Annotated in this window: 11 protein-coding genes; 10 read left to right on the top strand and 1 reads right to left on the bottom strand. The window is 36.3% G+C overall.

All coding sequences use genetic code 11. The annotated features are described in order from the left end of the window. The first annotated feature begins 201 nt into the window (after positions 1 to 201). Entirely contained in the window at positions 202 to 2,367 is a 2,166-nt protein-coding gene (gene katG, locus FS85_RS0107110) for a catalase/peroxidase HPI (protein WP_010135442.1), read from the top strand. A gap of 73 nt (positions 2,368 to 2,440) precedes the next feature. Here katG and FS85_RS0107105 read toward each other — a convergent pair whose 3' ends face one another. Continuing rightward, a complete protein-coding gene (locus tag FS85_RS0107105) occupies positions 2,441 to 3,439 on the bottom strand; it encodes an aspartate-semialdehyde dehydrogenase (RefSeq protein ID WP_010135441.1) in 999 nt (332 codons plus the stop codon). 423 nt (positions 3,440 to 3,862) lie between these two features. On the opposite strand from FS85_RS0107105, the gene FS85_RS0107100 reads away from it, so the two are divergent. The 9 genes from FS85_RS0107100 to FS85_RS0107060 form a co-directional block, all read left to right on the top strand. After that, positions 3,863 to 4,522 carry a succinate dehydrogenase cytochrome b subunit gene (locus tag FS85_RS0107100; RefSeq protein ID WP_010135440.1) on the top strand — a complete coding sequence of 220 codons (660 nt, stop codon included), beginning with the start codon at positions 3,863 to 3,865 and terminating at the stop codon, positions 4,520 to 4,522. 12 nt (positions 4,523 to 4,534) lie between these two features. Then, a complete protein-coding gene (locus FS85_RS0107095) occupies positions 4,535 to 6,547 on the top strand; it encodes a fumarate reductase/succinate dehydrogenase flavoprotein subunit (RefSeq protein WP_010135438.1) in 2,013 nt (670 codons plus the stop codon). A 14-nt stretch (positions 6,548 to 6,561) separates the two neighbouring features. Further along, positions 6,562 to 7,302 (top strand): succinate dehydrogenase/fumarate reductase iron-sulfur subunit, encoded by a 741-nt coding sequence (locus FS85_RS0107090; protein WP_010135437.1) that lies wholly within the window; start codon positions 6,562 to 6,564, stop codon positions 7,300 to 7,302. 109 nt (positions 7,303 to 7,411) lie between these two features. After that, positions 7,412 to 7,939 (top strand): GNAT family N-acetyltransferase, encoded by a 528-nt coding sequence (locus FS85_RS0107085; RefSeq protein ID WP_010135436.1) that lies wholly within the window; start codon positions 7,412 to 7,414, stop codon positions 7,937 to 7,939. 65 nt (positions 7,940 to 8,004) lie between these two features. Further along, entirely contained in the window at positions 8,005 to 11,904 is a 3,900-nt protein-coding gene (locus FS85_RS0107080) for a hybrid sensor histidine kinase/response regulator transcription factor (RefSeq protein WP_010135435.1), read from the top strand. A gap of 153 nt (positions 11,905 to 12,057) precedes the next feature. After that, positions 12,058 to 13,116, top strand: coding sequence for a 6-bladed beta-propeller (locus FS85_RS0107075; protein WP_010135434.1), 1,059 nt, complete (start codon positions 12,058 to 12,060; stop codon positions 13,114 to 13,116). 3 nt (positions 13,117 to 13,119) lie between these two features. Further along, entirely contained in the window at positions 13,120 to 15,432 is a 2,313-nt protein-coding gene (locus tag FS85_RS0107070; RefSeq protein ID WP_010135433.1) for a PSD1 and planctomycete cytochrome C domain-containing protein, read from the top strand. 5 nt (positions 15,433 to 15,437) lie between these two features. Next, entirely contained in the window at positions 15,438 to 16,892 is a 1,455-nt protein-coding gene (locus FS85_RS0107065; RefSeq protein ID WP_010135432.1) for a DUF1501 domain-containing protein, read from the top strand. A 3-nt stretch (positions 16,893 to 16,895) separates the two neighbouring features. Continuing rightward, positions 16,896 to 18,577 (top strand): c-type cytochrome domain-containing protein (locus tag FS85_RS0107060; protein ID WP_010135431.1); only part of this gene is annotated, 1,682 nt, incomplete at its 3' end.

Genomic DNA, 18,577 nt, shown 5'->3' with positions numbered 1-18,577 from the left:
GCTTTTTTAGTCTTGCTTTCTATAGGGTAGAACATTATGTTTTACTACACTTTCCATCATTTTTAAAACGTGTGCATCTAACAATATATATAGTGGTATAATAAAAAGTTATTAAGATTTTAAATTATAAAGTTTTAAACTATATAAATTCGTTGTAATTTTAGAAAGGAGTATAATAGAATATAATCTTAAAAAATACCAATGGAAACACACAAAAAAGGAAAATGTCCTGTAATGCATGGGGCAAATACTGAATCACAAAAAAGTGTAACAAGCTGGTGGCCAAATACATTAAATTTAGATATTTTGCACCAACATGATACCAAAACAAATCCTTTAGGAGACAATTTTAAATATGCAGAAGCTTTTAAGTCTTTAGATCTAGAAGCATTAAAAAAAGATTTAAAAGAATTAATGGTAGATAGCCAAGACTGGTGGCCAGCAGATTGGGGGCACTATGGCGGATTGATGATTCGTATGGCTTGGCATGCAGCAGGAACTTACAGGGTAGAAGATGGTAGAGGAGGTTCTAATACAGGAAATCAACGTTTTGCTCCTTTAAATAGCTGGCCAGATAATGCAAACTTAGATAAGGCCAGAAGGTTGCTTTGGCCCATCAAGAAAAAATATGGAAACAACATATCTTGGGCAGATCTAATAATTTTGGCAGGAAATATGGCTTATGAATCTATGGGGTTTAAAACTTACGGATTTGCAGGAGGAAGAGAAGATATTTGGCATCCAGAAAAAGATATTTATTGGGGTTCTGAAAAAGAGTGGTTGGCAAAATCAGGAAGTGAAGGCAGTCGTTATTCAGGAGAAAGGGAATTAGAAAACCCATTGGCAGCAGTAATGATGGGGCTAATTTATGTAAATCCAGAAGGGGTTGATGGAAACCCAGATCCGTTAAAAACAGCTCACGATATTCGAGTTACTTTTAAGAGAATGGCTATGAATGACGAAGAAACAGTTGCTTTAACTGCAGGAGGGCATACTGTAGGAAAAGCACACGGAAATGGCGATGCATCAGCATTAGGCGAAAGTCCCGAAGGAGCTGCTGTACATGAACAAGGTTTTGGTTGGTCAAATCCTAAAGGAAATGCAGAGAATACAGTTACTAGTGGAATAGAAGGAGCTTGGACCACGACACCTGATCGATGGAATCATACATATTTTCATTTGTTATTAGATTACGAATGGGAGCTTAAAAAGAGCCCTGCCGGGGCTTGGCAATGGGAACCCATCAATATAAAAGAAGAGGACATGCCAGTTGATGCACACATAAAAGGGGTTAAAAGAAATCCTATTATGACAGATGCTGATATGGCCATGAAAATGGATCCTGAATACCGCAAAATATCTGAAAGGTTTCACAAAGATCCTGCATATTTTGAAGAAACTTTTGCCAAGGCTTGGTTCAAACTTACCCACCGAGATTTAGGACCAAAAAGTAGGTATTTGGGAAAAGATGTTCCTAAGGGAGATTTGCTTTGGCAAGACCCAATTCCTAAAGCAAAGATAGACTTAACCACAGAGGATATTCAACAATTAAAAATACAAATATTAGAAAGTGGTTTGTCCGCTACCGAACTAATAACTACAGCATGGGATAGTGCCAGAACTTTCAGAAAATCAGACTATAGAGGAGGTGCCAATGGAGCACGTATTCGCTTAGATCCACAAAAGAACTGGGAAGGCAATGAGCCTAAAAGATTAGAAAAAGTACTGCAAGCATTATTACAAATTAAAAATGAATTTGCAAAAGAAGTAAGCATGGCAGATTTAATAGTGTTGGGAGGAACAGCTGCTATTGAACAAGCAGTACAAAAAGCAGGATTTTCTATTGATGTTCCTTTTACATCTGGGCGTGGAGATGCTACAGATAAGCAAACCGATCATGAATCTTTTGATGTTTTAGAACCTTTGCATGATGGATTTAGAAACTGGGTAAAGAAAGACTATAATGTGCCACCCGAAGAACTATTGTTAGATAGAGCACAGTTGATGGGGTTAACAGCTCCAGAAATGACTTTACTTGTAGGTGGTATGAGGGTGCTTGGGACAAACTATGGAGCTAGCAAACACGGAGTGTTTACAGAGAACGAAGGTGCTTTGACCAATGATTTTTTTGTGAACTTAACCGATATGAGTTACCGTTGGATTCCGAAAAGTAAAACACTGTATGCTATTGTAGATCGTGCAACAGGACAGGAAAAATGGACTGCAACAAGGGTTGATTTAGTGTTTGGTTCTAACTCTATACTTCGTTCATATGCCGAAGTATATGCTCAGGATGACTGTAAAGAAAAGTTTGTGCAAGATTTTATAAACACTTGGGTAAAAGTAATGAATGCAGATTTGTTTTAATCAAAACGATTGAAACTAAAAGAGGCTGTTCTACATTAGAACAGCCTCTTTTTTGTATAAAATAATAAAAGAGTTATGCTTTTAAAATTCCTTTTTCTACCAAGTATTCCGCAATTTGAACGGTGTTGGTAGCAGCTCCTTTTCTTAAGTTGTCTGCAACTACCCACATGTTTAAAGTGTTTGGTAAAGATTCGTCTCTACGAATACGTCCTACAAATACTTCGTCTTTATCGTTTGCTAAAGCGGGCATCGGATAGATGTTATTAGCCAAATCATCTTGAACAATTACACCAGGAGTAGCTTCTAAAATGGCTCTAACTTCAGCCAAATCAAAATCGTTTACAAACTCCACATTTACAGATTCTGAATGTCCTCCAGCAGTTGGAATACGAACTGCAGTAGCTGTTACGGCAAAAGAATCGTCACCTAAGATTTTCTTTGGTTCTTTTACTAGTTTCATTTCTTCTTTAGTGTATCCGTTTTCCATAAATACATCACAGTGAGGAATTGCGTTACGGTTAATTTGGTAGTTGTAAGCCATTTCTCCGTCTAAAATTCCGTTTTGTTCGTTTTCTAACTGTCTTACCGCAGCTACACCTGTACCCGAAACAGATTGGTAGGTAGAAACAATTAAACGTTTCATTTTGTATTTTTTATGTAAAGGAGCCAAAGCCATTACTAATTGAATCGTAGAACAGTTAGGATTGGCAATAATTTTGTCCTCGGTAGTTAAAACATCACCATTAATTTCTGGTACTACTAATTTTTTAGTAGGATCCATTCTCCATGCCGAAGAGTTGTCTACTACTGTAGTTCCTACTTCTGCAAATTTAGGAGCCCATGCCAAAGAAGTATCACCCCCTGCAGAAAATAAGGCTACATCTGGAGCTAATTTAACAGCATCCTCTAAAGTTACAATTGTGTATTCTTTACCTTGATATTCAATTTTTTTTCCTGCAGATCTTTCCGATGCTACTGGGATTAATTCTGTAACTGGGAAATTTCTTTCAGCCAATACTCTTAACATTACGGTTCCTACCATTCCGGTAGCTCCTACAACTGCTACTTTCATACTTTAATATTTTATTAGTCTCTAGTTTTTTTATTTTCAGACTGCAAAGATGGCAAAAAACCATGTTTCTATTTTTATAAAAGACTGAAAACTATACAATTTGTTAAAATTTTATCTGATTTACCAAATTGACAAAATATTTAAACTGCAAGAGCTAGGGTAAGCTTTTGCTTTTTAGATTGTTGTGATAAAATACCATTGGCTATATAAAATTTTAAAAAGTATGAAAAGAGGATTCATAATTTTATTGATTTGTGAATTTTACTTGTTTAATTTTTCAATCAATCATACAGATTTGATAAATCTTTAAATTTTACCTTTTAATCTTTCTAAATAGCGGTTCAAAATGACTAAAATCATAAGATAATTCCCCAAATCACTTAAATTTGTTTTCGGTTATTAACTAAATCAATTTTTAAACAAATGAGTGGAGTTTTATCTTCTTCGATAGGAAGAAAAGTAGCTATGGCTGCTTCTGCTTTCTTTTTAATGTTTTTCTTGTTACAACATTTTGTAATAAACATTACTTCTATTTTTAGTCCCGAAACGTTTAATGAACTATCGCACTTTATGGGTACCAACCCAGCAGTACAATTTGTTTTGCAACCTGTATTAATATTTGGGGTAGTTTTTCACTTTGTAATGGGGTTTATTTTAGAAGCACGTAACAAAAAAGCAAGCGTTAAGTATGTAAAAAATAACGGTGCTGCCAACTCTACTTGGGTAAGTAGAAACATGATTTATTCTGGATTGGTAATTTTGGCTTTTATAGTGTTGCACTTTATTGATTTTTGGATTCCTGAGATGAAATACAAATACATCGATTTTTTACCTGAAAGTCCAAACAGATACTATGAAGAATTGGTTCATAAATTCCATTCACCAATAAGAACAGGTGCTTATGTAGCTTCTTTTGCTTTTTTAGCATTGCACTTGTTGCATGGGTTTAAATCTGCATTTCAATCAAGCGGAATGAGTGCCAAGCGTGCTGCTAAATTAGAGACCGTATCAAAAATTTATGCAATTGGTATTCCTGTTGGGTTTATCGTTATTGCTTTGTTCCACCATTTCAATCAACACTAATACATTATAACTATGGCATTAGATTCTAAAGTACCACAAGGTCCTATCGCTGAGAAATGGACTAATTATAAAAATCACATCAACTTAGTAAACCCTGCAAATAAACGTAATATAGATATTATTGTTGTGGGTACAGGTTTGGCAGGTGGTTCTGCTGCTGCAACTTTGGCTGAGTTAGGATATAACGTAAAAGCATTTGCTTATCAAGACTCACCTCGTAGAGCACACTCTATTGCTGCTCAAGGAGGTATTAACGCTGCTAAAAACTACCAAGGAGATGGTGATTCTACTTACAGATTGTTTTACGATACTGTAAAAGGAGGAGATTACCGTGCTCGTGAAGCAAACGTTTACCGTTTGGCTGAGGTTTCTGCAAATATTATTGACCAGTGTGTTGCACAAGGGGTTCCTTTTGCTCGTGATTATGGAGGATTGTTAGATAACCGTTCTTTTGGAGGAGTATTAGTATCTCGTACTTTTTACGCAAAAGGACAAACAGGACAACAATTGTTGTTAGGAGCTTATTCTGCAATGAACCGTCAAATTGGTCGTGGAAAAATTCAAATGTACAACCGCCATGAAATGATGGATGTAGTACTGGTAGATGGAAAAGCAAGAGGAATTATAACACGTAACTTGGTTACCGGAGAAATAGAAAGGCATTCTGCACACGCAGTTGTAATTGCTTCGGGGGGGTATGGTAATGTATTCTTCTTATCTACCAACGCTATGGGATCTAACGTGTCTGCAGCTTGGAAAATTCATAAAAAGGGAGCATACTTTGCAAACCCTTGTTATACACAAATTCACCCAACATGTATTCCCGTTTCGGGAGATCATCAATCTAAATTAACATTGATGTCAGAATCTTTACGTAACGATGGACGTATTTGGGTGCCTGCTAAGTTAGAAGATGCGCAAGCGATTAGAGAAGGAAAAAAGAAACCTACTGATTTATCAGAAGAAGAAAGAGATTATTACTTAGAAAGAAGATACCCTGCATTTGGTAACTTGGTACCACGTGATGTTGCATCGCGTGCAGCTAAAGAACGTTGTGATGCCGGATTTGGAGTAAACGCAACAGGAGAAGCAGTATACTTAGACTTTGCTGCTGCTATTGAACGTTACGGAAAAGAGCAAGCATTGGTAAAAGGTTTAAATACTGAGGATGCTGCTTTAGTAGATAAACTAGGAAAAGAAATCGTAAAAGCAAAGTACGGTAACTTATTCCAAATGTATGATAAGATTGTTGATGAAGATCCATACAATACTCCAATGATGATTTATCCTGCAGTACACTACACTATGGGAGGTGTTTGGGTTGATTACAATTTAATGACCACCATTCCTGGATGTTACTGTATTGGAGAGGCTAACTTCTCTGATCACGGAGCGAACCGTTTAGGAGCTTCTGCTTTAATGCAAGGTTTGGCTGATGGATATTTTGTGTTACCATATACAATAGGTGATTATTTATCTGATGATATTAGAACAGGTAAAATTTCAACAGATACTCCTGAATTTGATCAAGCAGAGAAAGAGGTAAAAGAAAAATTAGATTTCTTTGTTAACAATAAAGGGTCAAAATCTGTAGACCACTTCCACAAACGTTTAGGAAAAATTATGTGGAACAAAGTAGGAATGGCTCGTAACGAACAAGGTTTAAAAGAGGCTATGGCCGAAATTAAAGAGCTACGTGAAGAGTTCTGGAAGGATGTAAAAGTTCCTGGAGCTGCAGATACTTATAACGAAGAATTAGCAAAAGCAGGGCGTGTGGCCGATTTCTTAGAGTTAGGAGAATTATTTGCTAAAGATGCTTTGGTAAGAGAAGAATCTTGTGGAGGACATTTCCGTGAAGAATCTGCCGAAACCGAAGGACCACAAAAAGGAGAAGCAAAACGTGACGATGAAAACTTTGCTTTTGTTTCGGCTTGGGAATACAAAGGAGAACCTGCTGATGCAGTGTTGCACAAAGAACAATTAGAGTTTAACGATATCGAGCTAAAAACGAGATCATACAAATAAGAAAGGCCATGAATATGAATTTAAAACTAAAAATCTGGCGACAAAACGGAGCCAACGATGAAGGTAAAATGGTAGACTACAGTATTAGTGATGTGTCACCAGATATGTCTTTCTTAGAAATGTTAGACGTATTAAATGAACAAATTATAAGCGAAGGAGGCGAGCCTGTAGCTTTCGATCACGATTGTCGTGAAGGAATCTGCGGAATGTGTTCTTTGTACATAAACGGAGAAGCCCACGGACCAGACAGAGGAATTACTACCTGTCAGTTACACATGCGTAAGTTTAAGGACGGAGATACTATTTACATAGAGCCTTTCCGTGCCAAAGCGTTCCCTGTAATTAAAGATTTAGTAGTAGATCGTTCTTCTTTTGATAGAATTCAACATGCAGGAGGATTTATTTCTGTAAATACTTCAGGGAATACTCAAGATGCCAATGCTATACCAATCTCTAAACATGCAGCAGACGAGGCAATGGATGCTGCAACTTGTATAGGATGTGGAGCTTGTGTGGCTACCTGTAAAAACTCATCAGCTATGTTGTTTGTAGGTGCAAAAGTATCTCAGTATGCATTGTTACCACAAGGGCAAGTAGAGGCCGCAGACCGTGTTAAAAATATGGTGGCTCAGATGGATTTAGAAGGCTTTGGGAATTGTACCAACACAGGAGCTTGTGAGGTTGAATGTCCAAAAGGAATTTCTTTAGACAATATTGCACGTATGAACCGTGAATTCTTAAAAGCAAATATTTAAGAAAGTAACAGTAATATAACATTAAAGTAAACCCTTTCCTTTAACTTGGAAAGGGTTTTTTAAATAGAACTAGAATAAAATTTGCTATAGAAAATTGAAAAAAAATTAAATGAAAGAATATTTAAAACAAGCTACAGAACAGGATGTACCTGTTATTTGGGAAATTTTGCAAGAAGCCATAGCCAAACGTAAAAGTGAAGGCAGCTCTCAGTGGCAAGATGGTTACCCAAATCTTGATGTAATTGCTAGTGATATTAAAAAGAAGGCTGCCTATGTTTTAATAGCACAAGATGAAATTGTGGGCTATGTGTCTTTGCTAGTAAACGGAGAGCCTGAATACGACAATTTGATAGGAGGTGATTGGCTAACCGGAGGTGATTATTTGGTGTTTCATAGAGTAGCCATTGCTAAAAATCATCTTGGAAAAGGTTACGCAAAAAAAATGATGGAGTTGATAGAGGCTTTTGCCAAAGAACTACAAGTAGACAGCATAAAAGCCGATACCAATCATGACAATTTTCCTATGCTGTCTATATTTAAAAAGAGAGGTTATGTGTATTGTGGTCAGGTATATTTTAGAAATAGTCCGCGTAATGCTTACCAAAAAGTAGTGATTTCCGAAAAGATAAAAGAGTAATTTAGACTGGTTTTGAGAATGTAATTTTTCAACTATATTTACGTTCCATCACCATGTCTATAAAAATGAAAAAACATCTTCTCTTTTTAGTTTGTCTTTTTTTGTTTTGTGCTGATGGATTTTCGCAAGTTTTTACCAAAAATTACAAAATTACCCAATACCAATTGCCCATAGATACATATGCTGGTGATTTGCTACAAGACCAATATGGTTTTGTTTGGATTGCCACAACCAATGGGCTTTGGCGATACGACGGTGGAAGTTTTAAAAACTATCTAAAAAATGAACTAGATCCTACCAGTATTACAGACAATCACATTTCATGTTTGTTTGAAGATACAAAGGGCGATTTGTGGATTGGTACCTATGGGGGGGGCTTACTAAAATACATTAGGGAATGCGATTGCTTTGAGCGTTTTGTTCACAACGATGACAATCCTAAAAGTTTAAGTTTTAATGAAATAAAGGTAATTTATGAAACCTCGGACGGTCAGTTTTTTATCGGTACTGATGGTGGGGGGCTTAATTTGATGGATAGAAAAAATAAAAGCTTTTATTCCTTTAAACATCAACCACAAAATCCGCAAAGCCTTAGTCACAACAATGTGCTTGAGCTACAAGAGTTAGAGCCTGGAAAACTATTAATTGGAACCTGGAGAGGCCTAAATTTATTAAATTATAAAACCCGTAAAATCCACCGATGGATTGATGCAAAAAATAAAACAGATCATTCTTTTTTTATCATCAACAAAATCCCTAGATTAAAAAAATCCCCTTCTTGGAAAATTCTAGACCATCAGCAGCATAGCTTCGTTAAGCTAAATATAGACCATGATACTTCAGGAAATACTTGGGCTGTTAATTGGAAATACGTTTCAATTTATTCTGATTTTCCAAATCAAGAAGAGCGTATTTCATTAGACTATTGGTTTCAAAAAGAATATTTTTTACACGGTGTATTTAAAAGTAGCACGAAAGATGAAATGTGGGTACTATCTAACAAAGGGACTTTTTTTAGATTTCAAAAAAAAGAACGTGTGTTTGATAGGTATTTAAGCAATCAAAAACCCAATAACCTTTTGCAAACCCAACGTTTTATATGGATGAATTGTGCTAATGAAGTTATCCTTTTTGACAAACAAAAGCATACAGAAGTCAAACGTTTTAAAACTCCATACAAAGATCTACAAATTTCAAATACACCTCAATCAGATCGAGTAAGTGCTGTGGATACCAAGTTTTTCTACAGGTATCAAGAAAATGGTACCCTTATAGAAAAACAAGAACGAAAAAAATCGAACCATACCCGAAGTTTTTTGCACACAACCACAAACCAGCTTTGGATGGGCGAAATTTTAGGGGTGCAACAGTATCAAGCAGTTCCGTTTAAACAACAACATTATTTTCAGTGCAATTGGGACGATCCAGATGGAGTGGGATATTTTCATCGCTGTGTGGATGTTTTTGAAGATAGTAGAGGGAATATTTGGCTAGGAACTACTGGAGATGGATTGAAAAAATACCAAGCAAAAACACAAAAATTCAAGCATTTTAGACATAAAATAGGAGATGTTCATACAATTAGCAACAATTTTGTAGATATTATTTATGAAGATTTAAATGCCCATTTATGGGTAGGAACTCAGTCAGGCTTGTCTAAAATTTCTTTAGAAAACGAGCAAGTATTGCCTTTTGAGATAGAAGCACTTAAAGATAAAATTATTCAAGCCATACAGCAAGACCAAGAAGGCAATTTTTGGGTAGGAACCACCAATGGATTGGTAAAGTTTAATGAAAAAACGCAAGAGGTAAGGGTGTTAAATACAGAAGATGGTTTGTTATCCAATAGAATGACGGGAGGAAGTTTGCTGTTGGATGATGGGAGTTTGGTTTTTGGTACAGACAAAGGACTAATGCGTTTTGATCCTAAAAAAATAAAAGCAAGTAACAAAAAACCTCATGTGTATTTGTCAAAACTATGGGTTAACAATTTTTTAGTCAAGCCTAACCCAACCAATAAGTACATTCAAAAAAACATAGAGGTTGCAGAAACTCTGCACTTAGACTATACAGATAGCAAATTTGAAATTGCCTTTCAGGCCATTCATTTTAGTAACAACAAACGTTGCAAATATGCTTACAAATTAGAAGGATATGATGACAAGTGGACCTACACTCATGCACTTAATTCCAAAGCTACTTATACCAATATTCCTCCAGGAAAATATACTTTTTTAGTCAAAGCTTCTAACGAAGATCAGGTGTGGAACAATCAAGAAAAAAGTTTAATGATTATTGTAGCCCCTCCTTTTTGGGATTTATGGTGGGTGCGTACGGCTGGATTTATTACACTTATTGTTTTGATTTTTGGTATATTCCGTTGGTTCATACACCGCGAAAAAGCCAAGTCTAAATTTGAATTAGAAAAAGAGAGGCTCAAACAATTTGATGAAATTTCTCAAATGAAATTACGTTTTTTTACCAATATTTCTCATGAATTGCGTACGCCTTTGACATTGATTACTGCACCGCTTCATAAATTTTCGGATAAGGGTATTATTCCAAATACTAAAGTGCTTAAAATGATGTACCGAAATAGCATCCGTTTGTTAGAACTTATCAATCAAATCTTAGATTTTAGAAAATTTGAAAATAAGCAACAGGTAAACATTACTGAGGTCAAGTCTTTAGAACTGTTTCAAAATATTTACGATGCCTATGTATATTGGGCCAAAGAAAAACACATTCAATTACAAAAGGATATCGAAAAAATGCCTACATCATCACTTTATTTAGATGTAGATGTGGTTCAAAAAATTACTTCAAACCTCATTTCAAACGCAGTAAAATATACTCCAGATTATGGTAAAGTAATGTTGCGAGTAAGCTTTCAGGCAAGTTCTGAGCCTTTAGAAACAACTTCTCAAAACTATAATTTAATCATAGAGGTAATAGACAACGGTAAAGGGATTGACAAAGAATATCAGCAAAAAATATTTGAACGCTATTTTCAGTTAGATAAAGATTCTGCAGCGTTAAATAGTTCAGGGATCGGTTTATCTTTATGTGCCGATTTGGTGGCTTTGCACAAAGGAACCATAGCTTTACAAAGCGAACCCAATAAAGGAGCACATTTTACAGTAATTCTTCCATTACACAAGCCTAAAAATCAAGAAACCACATCACTTGCTATAACAGATGAGCTACTAGAAACCAACAATAAAGAGCTATTGCTGTTGGTTGAAGATAATGAAGATATTAGAGCCTATTTAGAAAACGAACTCAACCAAACCTATACGGTAATTACAGCTAAAGATGGTAAAGAAGGCTTAACTAAGGCAGTTGTACATATTCCTGATTTGATTATTAGTGATATTATGATGCCAATGGTTGATGGGATACAACTTACTCAACAACTTAAAGCCAACGAACTTACCTCGCACATTCCCGTGATATTTTTAACAGCTAAAACAGGAGTAGAAAACAAATTGGCAGGATTACACTCTGGGGGGCATGATTATATTCAAAAACCTTTTCATATCTCTGAAGTACAACTTAAAATAAAAAATATACTCAAAACCCGTAGAGAACTCATTCAAAAGAAACAGCAGACAACCGTACAAGAATCACAAGACCAAAAGCAAGATCAGTTTTTAATATCCTTAAATGAATGCTTGCATAAGCATTTAGAAAACACATCTTTTGGAGTTGAAAGTCTCTGTTTAGAAATGGGAATCAGCCGTTCGCAATTGTATCGAAAACTTCAATCTCTAACGGGGAAATCTATCATTGAATACATGAATTTTTACAAATTATCGGCAGCTATGGAGATGCTGAAAAAAGGAAACACTAGTGTGAAAAATGTGGCATTTTCGGTTGGCTTTGATGATAGTAGATATTTTAGCAGGGTGTTTAAAAATCACTTTGGTCATGCACCTTCTTATTATTTAAAGAAAAATAACTAATAGTTTGGTGTATTGCTAAAAACGAGTTAAAACCTTGTTTTTGTTGATTAAAATTCAGTTTTTGTGTAAAATATGCACCAGTTTACACAATTAATCCACATGTTTTTTTACAATCATCAATAAGTTTGTAGAGCAACAATGAGGACTACAAACATGAAAAACACACGAAGAGAATTTCTAAAAAATTCAGCTTTAGTTGGAGCAGGATTGAGCCTAACACCTTCTTATGGTTTTACCATTATCAATAAACCTAATTTATCAAAAAATAGCATTGGCCACGGAGATTTTAAATACCGAGTTCACAAGGAATGGGGAAATCTAAATCCACAAACCACGCCTGTAAAAAATTGCCACGAAATGGTAATGGATTCTAAAGGTCGTTTGATTATGGTAACCGATCATGTGCAAAACAATATTATAGTGTATGACAAGTCTGGAAAATTATTGACTTCTTGGACACACCAAATGAAAAGTGGACATGGCTTGTCTATTTTTAATGAAGGAGGTGAAGATGTTTTGTTTATTACCGATAACAATCAACGAATTATTAAAACGACTATAGATGGTAAGGTGTTGATGGAGTTACCCAACCCCAAAAAAATAGGATTGTACCAAGAAAGAGAACGTTACAGACCTACAGAAACTGCAGTGGCTCCCAACGGAGATATTTATGTAGCCGACGGTTATGGTTCTGACTATATTTTGCAGTTTGATAAAAACGGAGAATTTATCCGAAAGTTTGGAGGAAAAGGACATCAAGACGAAAAACTAAACAATGCACATGGAGTAGCTATTGATGATAGAGACCCCAACAATATTACTTTGTTGTGTACCTCTAGGGTGCACAATTCTTTTAAGCGTTTTACGCTAGACGGTCAGTATTTAGAAACCATTTTTTTACCTGGTGCGTATGTGTGCCGTCCAGTAATTGATGGCGAAAACTTGTATTCGGGTGCTTGTTGGTCTCGATTGAAATATCTAGAACGAGTGCCCAATTCAGGTTTTGTAACCATTTTAGACAAAAACAATAAAGTGGTTTCTAACCCTGGCGGAACCAAACCAAAATACAAGCATGGCGAATTGCAATTGATGTTGCAAGAAACTCCTTTGTTTCATCACTGTCACGATGTATGTATAGACGAAGACAAAAACATATATGTCTGTCAGTGGAATGCCAACAAATCGTATCCAATCAAATTAGAAAGAGTTTAAGAGATGAAACAGTTTACAAGCATTATAGCTATTTTATGTCTTTTGGTTTCGTGTAAGGAACAGGGAGACTATAATAAAATGGCAGAAAAAAAAGTGCCTAAAGTAGTGGATTACAATTTTGATGTACGTCCAATTTTATCGGATAAATGCTTTAGTTGTCACGGTCCCGATGTAAAAAAGCGTTTCAAAGGACTGCGTTTAGATACGCAGGAAGGAGCTTACAAGGCGCTAAAAGAAGATCCATCAGCTCATGGAATTGTGCCCAAAAAACCTATGGAGTCTGAAGTGTACTTGAGAATCGTAACGAAAGACACCACACAATTAATGCCTCCAAAATCATCCAATTTGCAATTGAGTGATTATGAGAAAAAAATCATCAAAAAATGGATAGAACAAGGAGCTGCTTATGATACCCATTGGGCGTTTAAAAAGGTAGAAAAACCAGACTTGCCAACATTAGAAACTAGCGAATGGGTAGCGAATGAAATTGATTATTTCATAGCAGAAAAACTAGCCGAAAATGATTTAATGCCCAATCCAAAGGCAGACAAAGAACGCTTGCTAAAACGCGTTGCTTTTGATATTACAGGTTTGCCTCCAACCATAGCTATGCAAGAACGTTTTTTAAGAGATACGTCTAAAAATGCATTCGAAAAAATAGTAGATGAGTTGTTGGCTAGCAAACATTATGGCGAGAAAATGGCTGCAACCTGGATGGACGTTGCTCGTTATGCAGATTCACACGGGTTTCAAGACGATCAGTTACGTACCCAATGGCCTTGGAGAGATTGGGTTATACATGCTTTTAATGAAAATTACAGTTATCAAAAATTTGTGACTTACCAATTGGCTGGAGATATGCTAGACAAAGACAATGTAGAAGCTTTGTTGGCATCTGGTTTTAATAGAAATCACAAAATCAATCAAGAGGGCGGAATTATACGAGAAGAAACACGTATAGAAAATGTAACCGACCGTACCAATACATTTGGGAAAGCATTTTTAGGGATGACTTTTGAATGTGCCAAGTGTCACGATCATAAATACGATCCTATTTCTCAAAAAGAGTATTTTCAAACTTTTGCGTTTTTTGACCGAGTTCCTTTTAGAGAAAACAACGAATACGCAGCTGCCAAACTCTTTGCTGAGCCTCCTAAGATTTTAATCACCGATTCTTTGGTAACAAAGACATTACCGTTTATCAACAAAACTCCCAATGTAAAGGTAGAATCGATGGTGATGAAAGATATTCCGAATATTAGAAAAACTCATATACTTAACAGAGGTGCCTATGATGCTAAGGGAGAAGTGGTAGAAAGTGCAACCCCATCAGCCATTATGCCTTTTGATACTTTGCAATACAAACCCAATCGTTTGGGCTTAACACAATGGTTGTTTGATGAGAACAATCCGTTGACAAGTCGTGTATATGTAAACCGAATTTGGCAAGAATTATTTGGGAAAGGAATTGTAAATACCTCAGGTGATTTTGGAATGCAAGGAGAATTACCTAGTCACGCTGCTTTACTTAACTGGTTGTCTGCAGATTTTATGGAACACGATTGGGACATTAAATACTTGATTAAAAAAATGGTCATGTCGGCTACCTATCAACAATCCTCTGTCATTACACAAGAACATCTATCGGTAGATCCAGATAATAATTTGCTGGCCAGAGCCAGTAGAAACCGATTTACAACCGAAATGGTAAGAGACCATGCTTTGGCAACTAGTGGTTTGCTAAATAAGGATATTGGAGGTAGAAGTGTACGTGTGTATCAGCCAGACGGCTTGTGGGAGGCTTCTACTGCAGGACGTGGACATTTAACGGAATACATACAAGACAAAGGAGAACTATTATACAAAAGAGGTTTGTACATTTTTGTAAAAAGAACTTCTATGCCTCCTGTACAAATGGTGTATGACGGAACTTCAAGAGAACAATGTGAAGTGAGAAGGTTATCCACTTCTACACCTTTGCAGGCACTCATTAATCTAAACGATCCAACAATCTTAGAGGCTGCTCGGGTGTTGTCTGAAAAGATGACAGAGGAAAAAGGAACCATTTCCGAAAAAATAGCCAAAGCTTTTAGAACAATTTTGTGTAGAAAAATAAAACCCGAAGAAAAGGAGCTTTTGGTAAACTATTATCAAGAACAACAAGAATATTTTAATGCACATCCTCAAGAAGCCTCTGAATTTATAAATGTAGGAGAACATCCATTAAGCAAAAACACTCAGTCTGTTAAGGTTGCTACATTGATGCAAGTGATTCACACCTTATACAACATGGAAGAAACCATTGTAAAAAGTTAAACATTATGGAAAAAGAACAATTTGAACATAGATTGAACATCAATAGAAGACATTTTTTATCCAAAGCAGCCCTAGGTATGGGGGGAGTAGCATTAGGTTCTTTACTAATGCCCGATTTGTTAAAAAGAAAACAACAGGTTTCGGACGAATTGCCTTTAGGTTTAACGCATTTTGCTCCCAAAGCCAAACGTATTATCTTTTTAATGCAAAACGGAGCTCCTTCGCAATTAGAAACGTTTGATTACAAACCTAAGCTAGAACAAATGTTTGGACAAGATTTGCCAGAATCTATAAGAGGTGGGCAACGATTGACCGGAATGACTGCCAATCAGAAAAATTTTCCTTTAGTGGGGTCACATTTTAAGTTTAACAGATACGGACAAAACGGGACTTATGTGAGTGAATTGCTACCACACATAGCTAGTATAACGGATGATTTATGTATCGTAAAAAGTATGCATACAGAAGCCATTAATCACGATCCAGCATTAACTTTCTTACAAACGGGTTCTCAAGTAGGGTCTCGTCCTAGTATGGGGTCTTGGTTGAGTTATGGTTTAGGGAGTGAAAATAAAAATCTACCCTCTTTTTGTGTGTTATTGTCAAAAGGTAGGGGGAATGGACAAGGAGTCTATTCCAAATTATGGTCCAACGGATTTTTAGACAGCACACACCAAGGAGTACAGTTAAGTGCTAGTGAAGATCCTATTTTGTACCTAAACAATCCCAAAGGGATGGATAGGACGAATAGAAGAAAAATGTTAGACCATTTGAGTGAATTGAATCACATGAATTACAAAGAGTTTGGTGATCCAGAAATTCATGCAAAAATTCAACAATACGAGCTAGCCTACCGCATGCAAACAGCTGTTCCAGAAGTTACCGATATTTCTAAAGAACCTGAGAGTATAAAAGAATTGTACGGATCTGATTGTACTATTCCAGGAACCTACGCTGCCAACTGTTTGTTGGCTAGAAAGCTGTCTGAATCGGGAGTGCGTTTTGTGCAGTTGTACCACCAAGGATGGGACCAACACAACAATTTGGTTGGCGGTATAAAGGGGCAGTCCAAAGATGTCGATCAAGCATCTGCTGCTTTAATTACCGATCTGAAACAGCGAGGCTTGTTAGACGAAACCTTAGTGATTTGGGGAGGAGAGTTTGGTAGAACCAATTACTGCCAAGGTAAATTGACTCCTAAAAATTACGGAAGAGATCATCATCCTAGGTGTTTTAGTATGTTTATGGCCGGTGGAGGTATCAAAGCAGGAACGGTTTATGGAAAAACCGATGAATTGGGGTATAATGTAATTGAAAACCCAGTTCATATTCATGATTTGCACGCAACCATCATGTATTTAATGGGATTAGACCATGAAAAATTGACCTACAAACACTTGGGAAGAAGATTCCGTTTGACTGATGTAGCAGGACATGTTGTTAAAGATATTATTGCATAGACCATGAAAAAAATAACTGAATATTTAGTGCAATCCTTGTTTTTGTTGCACATTTTTTTGGCTTTTTTACTGATTTTTGAAAGTCATTTGCAAGTGCCTTTCTGGATCCAACCCTTAGGAAGGATGCATCCGTTGGTGTTGCACTTTCCGGTAGCATTTATTGTTCTATTGGCTTTGATGAATTTGATAAAAAGCAGTTTAGATAAAGAAACATACAAGGAATTGCACTATCGTTTGTTGGTATTTACGGCTTTTACGACGGTGGTGGCCACCTTGATGGGATTTTTACTTTCGTTAGAAGGGTATGAATCTAGTTTGATGCAATTACACAAATGGTTAGGAATTGCCCTAAGTTTTTATTTGTATGGATTGGTGTATATCTATAACAAAAAAGTCTATGTACCGTTGTTGTACGGAGGTGTGTTGATGGTGATTTTGGTAGGGCATTTTGGAGCTGGGTTAACCCATGGAAATTCATTTATAACAGAGCCTTTACAAACAAAAGAAATAGCTCTTGAAAATCAATCTATTTACAAAATACACATACAACCTATTTTAGATGCCAAATGTGTAAGTTGTCACAATACAGACAAACCCAAGGGTGGATTGGACATGAGTTCCATAGTAGCAATTAATAAAGGAGGAAAACACGGAGGTTTGTGGGTAGCTCATCAACCAGAAAAAAGTTTGTTTTTAGAACGAGTCCATTTGCCTTTAGAACATAAAAAACACATGGCTCCTGATGGAAAACCTCAGTTAAGTAAAGAAGAAATTCAGCTCCTTACGGTGTGGATTCAGCAAGGGGCAAATGACACCGTTCATCTTGCTACGTTAGAAGATGCAAATCCGTTGAAAAAGTTGATTAGCACCAAATGGATAAAAAAAGAAAATGAACCCGTGTATGAATTTGACTACGCAGCTACGGAAACTCTTGAACAACTACAAGGGTCGCCCTACATCAGTATACAGCCAAAATCTGCTAGTTCTCCTGCGCTAGATGCAACCATTTTAGGCGGAAGTGCTTATCATGCTGAAAATTTAAAAAGTTTGTTGGCAGTCAAAGAGCAAATAGTGTCTTTAAACCTATCAAACTTGGCAGTTACAGATGCCGACATGCAATTGGTAAAAGAATTTGTGAACTTAGAAAAGTTGTGGTTGAATTTTACAGACATCACCAGTAAGGGACTCATGGAAATAGTGAGTTTGGAACATTTAAAAATGCTATCGGCTGCAGGAACAGCTTTGGATAATGAAAGTATCGAATCCTTTAAAAAAATAGCGGAATTAGCAACTCTTTGTGTTTGGGATACCCCAATAGATAAAGAAAAATTAGCTGCTGAATTGCCTACTGTTCGTTTGGAAAAAGGAATTAAAGAGAGTAGTAAAAAAAGTGTATTGCCTCCACCTGTGGTAAAGGGGAGGGCCAATGTGCTAAACACAGGAGATGTGTTGCACTTAACACATTTGGATCCAGAAGCTATTGTAAAGTATAGCTTTAACACCAAAGTAACAGACAGTGCAATGGTATACAAAAAAGGGATTCCTATAGATTTTAAAGGGAAAGATGAGTTGGTTATCAAAGCAAGGGCTTGTAAAAAAGGAAAACAGCCCAGTAAAGAAATTGCATACAAATTGCATAGAAAAGGGTTTATACCAGTAAGTTTAGAAACCAAATTCCATAATTA

Source organism: Ochrovirga pacifica (genome assembly GCF_000220525.1).
GTDB lineage: Bacteria > Bacteroidota > Bacteroidia > Flavobacteriales > Flavobacteriaceae > Ochrovirga > Ochrovirga pacifica.
This window is presented reverse-complemented; position numbering and strand designations above follow the sequence as displayed.

Excerpts from the sequence above, each read along its gene's own strand:
- katG (WP_010135442.1), top strand. The coding sequence starts at position 202 with ATGGAAACACACAAAAAAGGAAAATGTCCTGTAATGCATGGGGCAAAT.
- FS85_RS0107105 (WP_010135441.1), bottom strand. The coding sequence starts at position 3,439 with ATGAAAGTAGCAGTTGTAGGAGCTACCGGAATGGTAGGAACCGTAATG.
- FS85_RS0107100 (WP_010135440.1), top strand. The coding sequence starts at position 3,863 with ATGAGTGGAGTTTTATCTTCTTCGATAGGAAGAAAAGTAGCTATGGCT.
- FS85_RS0107095 (WP_010135438.1), top strand. The coding sequence starts at position 4,535 with ATGGCATTAGATTCTAAAGTACCACAAGGTCCTATCGCTGAGAAATGG.
- FS85_RS0107090 (WP_010135437.1), top strand. The coding sequence starts at position 6,562 with ATGAATTTAAAACTAAAAATCTGGCGACAAAACGGAGCCAACGATGAA.
- FS85_RS0107085 (WP_010135436.1), top strand. The coding sequence starts at position 7,412 with ATGAAAGAATATTTAAAACAAGCTACAGAACAGGATGTACCTGTTATT.
- FS85_RS0107080 (WP_010135435.1), top strand. The coding sequence starts at position 8,005 with ATGAAAAAACATCTTCTCTTTTTAGTTTGTCTTTTTTTGTTTTGTGCT.
- FS85_RS0107075 (WP_010135434.1), top strand. The coding sequence starts at position 12,058 with ATGAAAAACACACGAAGAGAATTTCTAAAAAATTCAGCTTTAGTTGGA.
- FS85_RS0107070 (WP_010135433.1), top strand. The coding sequence starts at position 13,120 with ATGAAACAGTTTACAAGCATTATAGCTATTTTATGTCTTTTGGTTTCG.
- FS85_RS0107065 (WP_010135432.1), top strand. The coding sequence starts at position 15,438 with ATGGAAAAAGAACAATTTGAACATAGATTGAACATCAATAGAAGACAT.